The sequence below is a fragment of the Flavobacterium sp. GSA192 genome (assembly GCF_006386525.1).
GTDB classification, from domain to species: domain Bacteria; phylum Bacteroidota; class Bacteroidia; order Flavobacteriales; family Flavobacteriaceae; genus Flavobacterium; species Flavobacterium commune.
This window is the reverse complement of record NZ_VAHC01000001.1, coordinates 401,470-415,266: the sequence shown is the minus strand read 5'-3', so window position 1 is coordinate 415,266 and position 13,797 is coordinate 401,470. Positions and strand designations below refer to the sequence as shown.

The following is a 13,797-nucleotide window of genomic DNA, read 5'->3' as shown; positions in this document are numbered from 1 at the left end:
TTTATTTAAATAATTGAGTTACAAATTGATTTAAGCATCTTCTCCATGTAAGCCATTCATGCGCTGTTTCAGGAGATTCATAATAGGCATATCTAATTCCTTGTTGTTCTAACATGGTTCGAAATGCACCCACTGAACCCGGAAACGGATTAGGTTCTTTGGTTCCCAATCCTAACCAAAAGAGCTTTACTTTTTTATTAAGTACATTACCATCTTTAAATTTTCCATCTAAAAAAGTGTTGACATCAATTGCATCAGTACTCGGATAATTAGAAGTTCCGCTAAATCCTCCATAATGAGAAAAAGTATTTAAATTATTCATCATGATTCTCATCGTTTGATTGGCTCCCATAGAAAGTCCTGCAATTGCTCTATTTTCTCTGTTTGCAATGGTGCGAAACTTAGCATCAATCATAGGAATTATTTCATTTATTACAACCTCTTCAAATACTGATTCTGGGCGAGCTGTATTGCTTTGAGGTTTATAAGCATAACCATTATCCATTACAATAATCATAGGATTTGCTTTTTTCGAAGCAATCAAATTATCCAATATTAGATTGGCTTTTCCTTGAACTGCCCATCCTGTTTCGTCCTCAAAACTTCCGTGTTGTAAATAAAGTACAGGAAAACGAGTTTTTGAATCTTCATTATAATTTGCAGGCGTATAAACAAAACAGCGTCTAAACGAATTCGTTAGTTTAGAGAAATAAATATTTTCGCTAACAAGACCATGCGGAACATCTTTCATGGCAAAAAACTCCTGATCAACAGCTGGAATTTCTATACCGCTTCCCAACCTCCCAGCGCCGTAAAAATATACTGTTCCGGGGTCAGGAACTGATGCTCCGTCAATATTCAATTGATAATAATGGAATCCCTCATCCTGAGGTTCAGATACTCCTGTCCAGATACCTTTCTCATCTTTTACCATATCATATTTTGTACCTCCAAGATCAAGCTGAACCTTATTAGCCTGAGGTGCCAGAATACTTGCTCTAACCCGACCTTCGGAATTGACTTGCGGATATAACTTCCCTTGTTGATTTACAGACGATGGTTTAAAATCTTCTCTAACTTTAGGCGGATTATTTTGAGCAATGCCAATTGTGGTTATCAAGACACTCACTAAATAAATAATAGATTTATAATTCATAAAAATCTTTTTTAATCCTTAAAAAGTAATGGTGCTAACTCCTTAAAACTACGTCGCCAAGTTTGAAATTCGTGTCCTGTTCCTTCTGAAACATAGGAAATGGCATTAAATCCTGCGTCTTTCAGGCCAGTTACTGCATTTTTTACACCATCAGGACGCTCTTTACTTCCACAACTTAAAAAGATAAGTTTCACCTTCGATTTTTCTTTAATATCTTCCGGTTTATAAGTTCCACCGCTCAAAAGTGCATAATGAGAAAATACTTCCGGTTTGTTCAGTGTTATGGTTTTTGTTTCCATACCTCCCATTGAAAGTCCCGCCATGGCTCGATTTGCATGATTAGCCAGAGTACGGAAATTTGCATCGACATACGGAATTAATTCATCGACAAGAACCGTTTGAAAACCATCAATTTTGAAACTAGCCATACCTCCCCATTTAACTTCATTGGTCATTCCGTAAGTCATTACAATAATGAATGGTTTTATTTTCCCTTCGGCAATTAAATTATCCATTATTAAATTGACGCGTCCCTGATTACTCCAGGCAGTTTCATCTTCGCCCCAACCATGTTGCAAATACAACACAGGAAAACGTTTTGATTGTTCTTTTGAATAACCCGGTGGTGTATAAACATAAGCACGGCGCGAAGTGTTAGTACTTTTTGAAGGAAAAAGAATTTGCTGTACATTACCATGAGGAACGTTTTTTAATGCATAAAAATCCTGATCATGGGCTGGAATTTCTATTCCGCTTTCCCAACGGGTAGATCCATAAAAATTTAAGGCTCCGGGATCATTAAAAACACCTCCATCAACAGTTACATGATAATAATGAAATCCTTCATCCATTGCTCCTGCTGTAGTTCCCATCCAAAAACCATTCTCTCCTTTGGTAAGAACAGTACCTCCCTTTGCTCCTCCTAGTCCAAGACTCACCACAACCGATTGTGCTTCTGGAGCTAAAATTTTGAATCGTGCGTAGCCCTGAGAATTAACTTGTGGATATTCCTGTCCTGGCTGATTGACTGTGGAAGGCTTAAAATCTTCCACAATAGATTGTCCTAAACACAAATAGCTCGATAAAATAAATACCAATAACGTAACATTTAAATACTGTTTCATATTTTATTTTTTTAAGTTTAAAAATTTCAATTTCAATTAATTTCTGGCTCTATAATTTGATATTTCCCACTAAGGTGCATTAAACTGAAGAGATACATCAAACCATCATAATAGGGATCAAAATAGCCGTCTTCATAAGGCTCCAGTTTGGCATTCCAAATTGCATGAACAAAATCTACACTCCCTTTATCTTTATTGACAAGCGAAGCAGTTGCTGCAGTGGAAACCAATCCTATAGAATGTCTCAACTTTTTAACTGGACCAGCCTGAAGAATAAAATCCGGAACAGAACCATCTAAATTGAATTGATCCTCATAAGTTTCTAATCCTTTAGACCTAAGGAAATTTTGAAATCTCTTAGCGTAATCTTCCTGCCATTTTTTATCTTTTCCATACCAGGTATAATCCATCGCAATATTCATTGGAACACGCCAGGAATCATAACGAAAAGCTGCCGGCATCCATCGAGTGGAATGTGGTTGACCATTAAATTCCGTATAATCAGCATTTAAAGCCGTTACAGGATGACAGGCTTTGTGCAAAAAATCACGGGAAACATCCGCACATTCTTTATAAAACTCCTCATGTCCATCTTTGGCATACAATGCCCAAACTTCATAAAATGCAGGCAAATGATAAGAAGGATCTGTCCAATTGTAACTTCCTCCTTCAGGTACAAAGGTTATTTGCTTGTGCTCCGTATTTATCAGATTATATACATTATCAGTACCGTCTTTTTTCCACATCACATCTAATATTCTACGAGCTTCTTTATAATAATCAATACCAGTATTATTACCCCATTTATTAGAGGCAAATAGTAAACTGGTTATATAATATAATTCGCCATCTGAAGCTGAATTCTGCGAATTCTTTTTCTTGGTTTCTGGATTTACACTCCAAGCAAAGTACCCTTCTCTTGGTCCACTTTGATGCTGCATGTATTTTACTGACCAACGCCAAAGACGGTCAAAAACCTCTTTTTTATCCAATTGAACTGCGACCATCATACCATAAGACATGCCTTCGGTACGTGCATCTTTATTTTTAACATCAGAGACGTAACCTAAAGAATCGCCTTCTTCAAAATAAACATGATTTGGCCCTTCGAAAATATCATAGTATGCTTTAGCTAATTTCTGGTCTATTTCAACCTGACTATATCCTGCTTCTTTAAAAAGATTACGATATTGAGATGTTTTGATTGCTGATTTTACGGTTTTCTTTTTGTTTTGGCTTATGGCCAAAGCCGGAACTATCAAAATAAGAATCAGTACAAAAAATTGGATAATTCGATGATAATCCTGCTTATAAAATTTATTTATAACCATACTCAATCTTTATTTAATTCTGAACCAATCAAAATCTACATATCCACCCGTATTTTTTGTAGCATAATTAAACAGACCAAAACGGTATCCCATAAAATGTGGAAGTGTGTAAGGTAACTTTATAGTGTTCCCAATACTAATCCATTCTTTTCCGTCCAAACTGTAATAAAACTTTCCTTTATCTGCTCTATCTTTAAAATCACATTCTGCTTTAAAATATACTTTGTCTTGGTTTACAGTTACACTTGCAATTTCTTTTGGAATTCCTTTGGAAGCATCAATCATTACAATTTTTTTAGAACCATTTTCAATTTTCACCGCTATTAATCCAAATTCTTTTTGCAGTAAAGCAAGTCCTGCCATGTCTCCTTCTTTCATTTTAGAAATCTCAAGCATTGTTGAAGCCGAACTTTCAGGTCCAAAAGTTCTTTGAGTCAAGGTATTTTTAGCCTGAACAAAACTGCTGTCTATTCTGGCTGTTTTTAATCTTAAATACCCTTTTCTCTCTCTCACAGACCAAAGTGAATTGTCTGGGTTATGATTCCATTGCCAAACTAAAGACAAATCTTGATCACTTCTTTTACGTGTAAACTCATCTGAATTTACAATTCCAGGAATCAATCCTTTGCTTGGTGGTAAATCTAAATATTCAGGAACTTTTCCATTCACTCCTAATATTGGCCAGCCATCTTCCCATTTAACCGGAACTAAATAAGGAATACGTCCCACACCTCCGGCATCTTTAAATAAATAAGAAAACCATCTACCATCTGGAGTATCGATAAGTCCACCTTGTGCCACACCCTGATCTTGCAATCCCACTTTTCCTTCCCAAGGACCATTGATGTTATCGGCACGATGAATAATTACAGTACGCATTCCTCCTCTTGGCCAGTTGATATTAAATAAATAATATTTTCCGTTAATTTTAAAAAGTTGAGAACCTTCAGATTGCAACATTATATTGTTTCCAGCAGGAGCACTTGCATTTTCTATTAAGACTCTTTTAGTTTCTTCTTTTACTCCTGAAAGATCCTTATTTAGCTCTATAATTTGAATTTTTCCTGCTCCCCAAACCATATACACTTTTCCATCATCATCAAAAAGAATGGAGTGATCGTGGTATGAATTATTTAATACTATTTTTTTCCAAGGTCCTTTTTCTATGTTTTTTGTTGAATAAATATATGTTTTACCCGTTGTTCCTGAAAAAGTGCTTACATAATAAATTCCTTCATGGAAACGCAAACAGCTAGCCCATGAACCTCTACCATAATCATTTTTTCCATTATCTAAATTGAGTCTGTCATTGTCATCTTCTAATGTTTCATAAGCATAATTAACTAATTTCCAATTTACTAAATCAGTAGATTTCATAATTGGAACTCCCGGATTAACGTGCATTGTAGTGCTACTCATATAATAAGTATCACCTACTCTAATCATTGATAAATCAGGAACATCTGCATGAATCAATGGATTTTTAGCTTTATTTTCCTGAGCATAATTAGTAGTAATTGTTAAACCAACCAGCAAAACAATATAAAAAAAAGTATCTCTTATTTTCATGTCAATTTTTATTTTAAAGCTTTTACACCTTCAGTAGTTTGTACTATTTTCTGAATAGTTCCATCCTCATTATAATACATATAATCTACACAAACAGAGCGTCTGTAACTACCTCCTGTAGGCAAAGTTCCGTTATGATAAAAAAAGTATGAGTTTCCTTTATAATCAATAATTCCCGGATGTGTCGTAAAACTGTTAGGTACATTTTCCTGAATAATCCCCTGGTATGTCCATGGACCTGCGGGATTTGTAGCGGTACAATATTCAATCATTTCCGGTTTTGTACCTGAACTGGCATATACCAAATAATAAAGTCCTTTTCTTTTATAAACCCAAGGACCTTCGATATAATTTTTAGGCTTGAAAGTGGTAATAGGGCCATCCATTTCTATCATGTTCTCTTTCAATTTCACCCATTTACAGCTTCCATTACCCCAAAACATGTAAGCTTGTCCATCATCATCCACAAATACGGTAGGATCAATATCATCCCAAGCGTGAGGTAAATCTTTGGTCATTTCGTTTATCACAAGAGCTTTACCAATGGCATCTTTAAAAGGACCTGTAGGCGTATCTGAAACAGCAACTCCTATAGCTGCTCCGCCTCCACTAACTCCATCTTTTTTATGAAAGGTCGAAACAAACCAGTAAAATTTCCCGTTTCTCTCGATACACTGTGCGGCATAAGCATCACCTGTAGCCCACGAAAAAGTACTCGGCGAAAGTGGTGCCCCGTGATCTTTCCAGGTTGCCATATCAGTTGTAGAAAACACATGCCAATCGGCCATTTTATAATTAGTATCAGCTTCGGTAGCGACATCATGCCCTGTGTATAAAAACAGCGTATCTTTATGTACTATTGGCGAAGGATCAGCAGTAAAAATATGCTTGATGATAGGATTTTGTGCTGTAATTTCAATCATCGACAAACAACATAATGCCAATAAAACCTTGGTATTCAATTTCATATTTATATTTTTTTGGTTGGTTATTTTAAAAGACTAGCCTGATTTAAATTTTATTCTTTTTCATTATCTCAAGCATCTTTGCAGCATATCGTTTCCCAAACACTCTATATCCTTCGGCTGTAAAATGAAGATTATCTGCACCATCCTGGCATCCGCTGGAAGAAATCACATAGGAATTGGGGATTGTTTGAGGCAAAGTGGCAATAATTTTATTCATACCGGCACATACCCCATTTTGGTCTGCATGAACCACTTCTCCAGCCAATAAAGGCGTAGATTCAGCTTTAAGATTTAAATCTTTCAATAAATTATCATAAACTACTTTTACCTTTTTTGTCCAAAGCGTATCACCAGTATTCGATTCTCCCTGATGTAATAATATTCCTTTTATCACTCCGTCTTTCTGAGCAATTTTAGCCATTTCTACCAATCTGGCATACGGATTCCCGTCATATTGAGACACCGTCGATTTCAACCATTGTGGTGCTGTACTCACGTAAGCTTCATAATTATCTTTGTCAAAAAGTTCAATTTTACATCCTCCCACAGCTACATTGATAACACCAACTTTTACATCTTGCGGAAGATTAGCAATCATTTCTCTTCCAAAATAATCTGCCGGGCTAAGTCCTGTAGTACAACGACTCAAAGGCGGAACTGCTGTGTACCATTGTCCTTTTTTTCTGTTCAAATTATCACAATCTACTGCTTCTAAAACCTGAAAACGCTTATTTACTATAGTATCCTGAGGTTCAATTTTAGCATAGCCTTCCATATTAGACTGCCCTAAACAGAGATAAATATGAAATTTAGGATTTTGGGCAAATGTATTTGTTCCAAAAAATAATAGTGTGAAAGCAAAAAGTAGATTTAATTTTTTTTTCATTTTAGTCCTATTTTTAATTTTTATAAAATTGTTTTATTTACTAACAAATGTGTAAACATTCCCTTTTTTTGTTTCAATATCAACCAATATTGTAGGTTTAAGCTCAAGTGGTTTTATATTGGATTTTTCAGATATAATGGCTTGTGCCGTTTCATCAACAAAATAAAAAGGATTCGGATTTTCTCCATTTGCCATTGCTAATTCAGCACCTGATTTTTGTTTGAGATTATTTGGTAAACGCAATCTTAGATTCCCTCCTAATGTTGATTTTACAACTAATTTGGTAAGTTTATAATTCTTCCATTTCATCTCTACAATTTCGAAACCACCTCGAGCACGTATTCCTTCAACGCTACCGTCTGGCCAAACATCAGCTAATGCCGGAAGCAAATGAATAGCTCCGTCAGAACTTTGAACTAACATTTCTGTAATTCCCGAAGTACAACCAAAATTTCCATCAATCTGAAATGGCGGATGCGCATCAAAAAGATTATTATAAGTGCCTCCTCCTCCTTTGTTTACTCCTAAAGGTGTTAGCTGATTTTTTATAAGCGAAAAAGCATGATTCCCATCTTGCAATTTTGCCCACCAATTAATTTTCCAGCCCATACTCCAACCCGTGGATACATCTCCTCGTTGAAGTAAGGTATTTTTTGAAGCAGCAAATAATTCAGGTGTTCTATATGCAGAAATTTGATTAGAAGGAAATAATCCATAAAGATGAGACACATGTCGATGATTATCATTCGGATCATCAATATCATCCAGCCATTCTTGAAGCTGATTGTATTTCCCCACATGCATTGGAGCCAATCGACTGCGTAACTGTTTCAACGTATCTATTAAAATAGCATCCTCTTTTAAAATTTGTGCTGCCCGAATTGTGGTAGAAAAAACATCATAAACAATTTGGTTATCCATTGTTGTTCCTGCATCAAGCGATGAACCATTATGAGCCTGCGGAGCATTTTCCGGAGAATTCCCCGGATTTACAACCATCCATTTATATTTAGGATGTTCTACCAGAAAATCTACATAAAATAAGGCTGCACCTTTTAGTACAGGATATATAGATGCCAAAAATTCTTTATCTCCTTTATAAAGATAATGTTCCCATAAATGCTGACTGGTCCATCCGCCTCCAGCGGTCCATAATCCCCAGAAAGCACCATCCACAGCACCAGTAGCGCGCCAAATATCAGTATTATGATGCGCCATCCATCCTCTTGTTCCATACATGGTTTTGGCAGTTTCTTGTCCCGTCACAGCTAGATCTTTTACCATTTCTAAAAAAGGTTGGTGTAGTTCTGAAAGATTGGTTTTTTCAGCAGGCCAATAATTCATTTCAGCATTTATATTAATAGTGTATTTACTGTCCCAGGCCGGAGTAAGACTATTATTCCAAATCCCTTGTAAATTAGCCGGTTGTCCTCCAGGTTGCGAAGATGATATCAATAAATAACGACCATATTGATAATATAATGCTACAAATTGTGGGTCATTTGTATTTCTAAAATTTTTCAAACGTTCATCTGTTGGTAAATCAGCTGCCGGAGTTGTCCCCAAATCTAATTTAACCCTATTGAAATACTTTTGATAAGCTGCAATATGTTTCTTTCTAATGGTTTCATAAGATTTTCCATAGGCTGCATTCATATAATCAGCAGCACGTTTCGCTTCATTACCACTTACATCATTATAGTTATTAAAATTAGTTGCTATAGATATAAAAATAGTAACAGCATTCGCATTTTTTACAATAAGTGAATTATCAGTTTGTTCTAATTTTCCGTTATCTAATTTGATACGAGTTATTCCTTTAAAATTAATCAAACTTTTTACTCCTTCATGATCACTGGTAGTACCTGTGATTTCAAGATCTTTTGAATTGCTTACTGCAAAATTCTTAATCTTATGGGGCGAAGTATAATTAGCAGTGAATGAAAGACTCCCTTTTTTATTTGCCGTAAGATGAATTACAATCACTCTTTCTGAAAATGAAACAAAAGCCTCTCTCATATAAGTTACACCATCAACCTCATAACTGGTTTTAGAAATTGCATTTTCTATGTTTAGTTCTCTCCTATAATTAGAATACTTTTCATGCCCTTCAAAACTTAAATTAAGATTCCCTACCGACTGAAACATCTGCCCTTGTGATTTTTTTGAAATAAAAGCCTGGTTTGCTAATTTTTCAGCATCCTTATGTTTTCCATCAAAAATCATTTTCCGAATTTCCGGCAACGCGGCTAAAGCATTTGGATTATCGTTTCTATTCGGTCCACCACTCCATACGGTATTTTCATTTAACTGGATAATTTCATTTTCAACATTTCCATAAACCATAGCACCTAGAAAACCATTACCAATAGGCAAAGCATTTTCCCAAGTTTTCCCTGAAGGTTGATTATACCAAAGTTTCAGTCTATTATTCTCTTGGGAATATCCCAATGAAAACACTAAAACCAAGTATATTAAAAAAAAGTTTTTCATTCTATTAATTGACAAAATCCTAAATTATCTCCAATACTCCAATTTTAACAAACAGCTCCTTTATATATGTGTTTAAATAACACTTAAAAAAAGGAATAAAAAAAACCTTCAAATTAAAGTTTTTTTTTAATCACCAGATTGTTATTTTTCTTTTGAATTTTAACTTCTTTTGTCAGACTCAAAAGCTTAAGTATAAATTCAACTTTACAAATATATAAAAATTACACAATCGGTTGCATATTGTTTGTTATTTTATTTTTGATAAAAATATTTTAGTATTTTTTATAATACCATAAAATAATTCAATAAAAATTAGCCTAATATTTATACGATGAAAGTTATTACAAAAAAACCAGTGAAATATAATCCACTGGTTTAAAAATTTGTTGTTAACCCTGTCAATCTATTTTTAAGGTACCTATTTTAAAAAATCACAATTCATACCATTCCTTTTCTGAAGATTTTGAATTACTACCCAAAATAGTTTTCAAAGTATATCTTTCGGCTTCTGCTTTTTTCAGTTGATGTGTCCATGATGCTCTTTCTTTTGGTTTAAAACCTTCACCACTACATTCGTATTCCGCAAAAAAAGCAGTTTTTTCATTCTCAACATTTCCCCAATTATCCCATGCTGCCGGGGCGATTTGTTTAGGCAATTCACATTTTATAAATACTGATTTTGCCCAGGCTCTCCAAGGTCGGCCAAGGTACATTTTATCAACTTCGCTAGTCACACTAACTTTACAATCCATAAAGACAAAACCAAACTCTTTATCTTTTGGAGTATTGGGTGCTGTGATATAAGAATTCGCTTTACAAAGGATTGTACAATTTTTAAAAACTGCCGTTGCCGGACCGAATATAAAATCGGTTGTTCCCTCTATATGACAATCCACAAAAAATTGTCTCGAATATTCACCGCCATGATAGATCGTATCTTGATTTCCTAAAAATTTACAATTTTTAAAAACGGCTTTATCAGCATCAACATACAAGGCTACTGCCTGCCCTACCCTGCCTGCTGAATTTTCAAAAGTTATATTCTCGGCTTTGAATCGGTTTCCGGATATTTTAGCCGTATAGGAATTAAAAGTGCCCATTTTGCCTCTACCGGAATAATCGTTATAAGTAATAATCGTTTTATCTACACTTTCACCAATAAAAGTAACATCGGTATTATTAGCCGACAACTCTATCTTTTCGTTATAAACTCCATTTTTAATATATAAAGTGATTGGAGCCAAAGGGAATTTTCGCATCGCATCGATTGCATCCTGAATGTATTTATAATCACCACTACCGTCTTTAGCAACAACAAATTGATATTTATATTTTTCAGGATTTGCTGTTTGGGCAAAAAAGAATTGGCTAATAAATAAAAAAAACAAAATGTATTTTAGTCGGATTACATTTCTCATAGAAAACAGTTTTTATTAATTTTTAATAGTTGCATTTAATTCTTTCATTCCTTCAAAAACAAGTCGGGCTACCTCTATTGCTCCTTTGGTTTGAAAATGGGTATTGTCTTTTTGTCCCTCTGGATAAGCTTCATATTTACCGGCAGGGAAATTCATAAAATAATTTTCAGCCGAAAAAGTCTCTCCTTTTTTAGTGAAAAAATCCATTGATTTCTTGTTCAAATCGATAACCAAAACCTGCAATTCATTTGCCACATCTTTTGCAGCCTGATCGTACAATCCGTGAACATTTTGCAATTTCCCATCTTTCCAAGGATAATTTCTGGCCACTGGTGTTAAGATAATTGGAACTGCTCCTTTGGATCTGGTTTGGCTCACAAACAATCTCAAAAATTCCTTATAACCTTCAATGGTAACATATCTTTCGGCTCTGTCTTCGGCAGCATCGTTGTGCCCAAATTGCATCAAAACCAAATCATCTTTTTTAAGATTTTCATACACCGCCCGCCATCTTCCTTCCTGAAAAAATGTTCGTGTACTGCGACCGCCTCTGGCTCGGTCATCGACAAAAGCACTGTCAGTTTTGATTAATTTATTCACTTTTCGCAAACTATCTTTCACTAAATATTGCTGAAAAACCTGTCCCCATCCTGTAACCGGATATCTTGTTTTCATATAATCTTTGCCCGGCTCGTAATTATTAGCATAATCCGCCATTGTGGAATCGCCAACTAAATAAACCGTTACGTGATTTTTTTTCACACCGAAAGCCATTATAAAACTAGCTATTACACAAACGGCTGGAACTATAAATTTTATTTTCATATTCATTTATTTAAAAACTTTAAGTAAAAAATCATTGATATAATTCGCCGTTGGATCAATCCAGGGATTAAACAACCAGAATGTATGGAGCTGGATATCAAATTTATGAACTTCGGTATATATTCCCCAATCTTTCATCATCCCGATTAACTCATCCTGACCGGCGTGAAATCTTGGAAAACCACTATTGACAAACAAGATGGGACAAGATTTTTCATTAGCCCAAAAGATAGGAGAAGCATCTTTCCAAATTTCCGGTTTTTCATAAAAAGTGCCTCCTAACCATTGTACGTCTGGTGAATCAGGACCTCGTTTTAGATTAAGAGACAAAGGTGCCATAAAATCCACTACTCCATCCAAATCTACAATAGCTTGAACATTACTTGAAAAACCTAAATTTCCCTGATTTCCTTCCTTGGCTTCCACCCCGTTTGTCAATCCAACCAACAAAGCCAATTGTCCTCCTGCCGAACAGCCTGAAATCGCTATTTTATCCGAATCAATTCCGTATTTATCCGCATTGGCACGTACCCATCGCACTGCCGATTTTATATTAAAAACAGCTGCCGGATATTTGGCTTCCTGCAACAATTGGTATTCGACACATACTGTTACAATTCCTTTGGCTGCCAATTTTTGAGCCAGCGGTACTTGCAATGCTTTATCTCCCGCTCTCCATCCTTCGCCATGAACCATAATTAAGGCTGGATATTTTCCTTTTTTCTTTGGAGAAAACACATCAAGATGCAAATCTCTGTCTCCAAAAAGAGTATTTTTTAATGTGTTATAAACCAAATTCCTACTTTCATTTACATTTTCCGGCAAAGAATCTTTAGCGGGTTTTATATGTGGAAAGTTTTTCAGGTATTTTTTGTATTCATTTTTTACCGTAAAAGAAGTGTCTTTTGGAATCTTAATTGTGGTTTGTTGTGCTTTTGCATAAAAAGAAACAAAAAGGACCATCCAAAAAACATTTTGAAAAAAGGGCTTCATAGCATTGAAATATTATTTATTAAAAACTTTAGTTAAAAAATTGTCTATATATTGAATTGTTGGACTAAACCAAGGCTCATACAAACAAAATGAATGCGGTGCTCCTTCGAATTCTTTTACTTCCGAATAGATTCCGTTTTTATCCAAAACTTTGATATAATCTTCCCGCCCCGCATGCATCCAAGACACAGCACTATTGATAAAAAGTGTTGGTGGCGTTTGAGCACTTACATAACTCAACGGCGATGCTGCTTCCCATAATTTCGGGTTTTCTGCTTTTGAATAGCCAAACCAATAAGTCCCAGCTGAAATTCCTTTGCTATCGTCTCCTTCTCGACCATCCGGATGTACAAAAGATAAGGTTCCGTCAATATCTACCACGGCATTTGCATGAGATTTTGCATTTAAATTACAAGAAGTTCCTTCAAATAATGGCATATTTCCAGTTGTCCCCATAAAAGAAGCCATTTCGCCTCCAGCTGAAAAACCTAAAACAGCGATTCGATTGGCATCAAAATTATAAGCTGCTGCATTTTCCCGAACCCAACGAATAACTGCTTTAATATCATAAATAGCTGCCGGAAAAAGTGCTTCGGTAGAAAGACGATACTCTGGTGTAAAACACACATACCCCAAACTGGCTAACTTTTGCGCCATCGGATAATGTTGTTCCCTGATTCCCGTTCGCCAACCGCCACCGTGAATAATGATGATTGCTGTTCGTTTGGAATTTGCCTTTTCAGTATTGTAAAAGACATCCAAATTCAATTTACGTTTCCCAATTTCGCAATAGCTAATATTTCGTATTTCTTTAACTGAAGAAAACTTAAATTCAGTAACAATCTTGATAGACGGATGCGTTTTTACATCATATTTATAAGCATTTTTAGTAGAATAAGAAGAATCTCTAATTCCAGTTACTCCTGTATAAGATTGACCATAACTATGGTTCAACGATAGTACTAAAACAAAAATTAAAATAAATCTAATCGATACATTGGTAAAAGACATCATTACACACAAAATTAAATTAA

At 35.2% G+C, this 13,797-nt stretch carries 11 protein-coding genes; all 11 read right to left on the bottom strand.

All coding sequences use genetic code 11. The features are described from left to right. Position 1: 1 nt before the first annotated feature. Positions 2-1,156, bottom strand: coding sequence for an alpha/beta hydrolase-fold protein (locus FDM27_RS01740; protein WP_140484950.1), 1,155 nt, complete (start codon positions 1,154-1,156; stop codon positions 2-4). A gap of 11 nt (positions 1,157-1,167) precedes the next feature. Beyond that, positions 1,168-2,280, bottom strand: a complete 1,113-nt coding sequence (locus FDM27_RS01735; RefSeq protein ID WP_140484949.1) for an alpha/beta hydrolase-fold protein — start codon at positions 2,278-2,280, stop codon at positions 1,168-1,170. Positions 2,281-2,312: 32 nt separating this feature from the next. After that, on the bottom strand, positions 2,313-3,611 hold the full coding sequence (locus tag FDM27_RS01730) for a glycosyl hydrolase family 8 (RefSeq protein ID WP_140484948.1): 1,299 nt from the start codon (positions 3,609-3,611) through the stop codon (positions 2,313-2,315). A 9-nt stretch (positions 3,612-3,620) separates the two neighbouring features. After that, positions 3,621-5,180, bottom strand: coding sequence for a glycoside hydrolase 43 family protein (locus FDM27_RS01725; protein ID WP_140484947.1), 1,560 nt, complete (start codon positions 5,178-5,180; stop codon positions 3,621-3,623). 8 nt (positions 5,181-5,188) lie between these two features. Continuing rightward, on the bottom strand, positions 5,189-6,148 hold the full coding sequence (locus FDM27_RS01720) for a glycoside hydrolase family 43 protein (protein WP_140484946.1): 960 nt from the start codon (positions 6,146-6,148) through the stop codon (positions 5,189-5,191). 43 nt (positions 6,149-6,191) lie between these two features. After that, positions 6,192-7,034, bottom strand: coding sequence for a sialate O-acetylesterase (locus tag FDM27_RS01715; RefSeq protein ID WP_140484945.1), 843 nt, complete (start codon positions 7,032-7,034; stop codon positions 6,192-6,194). Between the two features lie 33 nt (positions 7,035-7,067). Next, entirely contained in the window at positions 7,068-9,527 is a 2,460-nt protein-coding gene (locus tag FDM27_RS01710; protein WP_140484944.1) for a glycosyl hydrolase family 95 catalytic domain-containing protein, read from the bottom strand. A gap of 431 nt (positions 9,528-9,958) precedes the next feature. Further along, positions 9,959-10,945 (bottom strand): pectinesterase family protein, encoded by a 987-nt coding sequence (locus FDM27_RS01705; protein WP_140484943.1) that lies wholly within the window; start codon positions 10,943-10,945, stop codon positions 9,959-9,961. A gap of 15 nt (positions 10,946-10,960) precedes the next feature. Next, complete coding sequence (locus FDM27_RS01700; protein ID WP_140484942.1) at positions 10,961-11,770, bottom strand: rhamnogalacturonan acetylesterase; 810 nt, start codon at positions 11,768-11,770, stop codon at positions 10,961-10,963. Between the two features lie 6 nt (positions 11,771-11,776). Then, positions 11,777-12,733, bottom strand: coding sequence for an alpha/beta hydrolase (locus FDM27_RS01695; RefSeq protein ID WP_219846394.1), 957 nt, complete (start codon positions 12,731-12,733; stop codon positions 11,777-11,779). A gap of 42 nt (positions 12,734-12,775) precedes the next feature. Beyond that, positions 12,776-13,777, bottom strand: coding sequence for an alpha/beta hydrolase (locus FDM27_RS01690; protein ID WP_255510438.1), 1,002 nt, complete (start codon positions 13,775-13,777; stop codon positions 12,776-12,778). Positions 13,778-13,797: the final 20 nt, after the last annotated feature.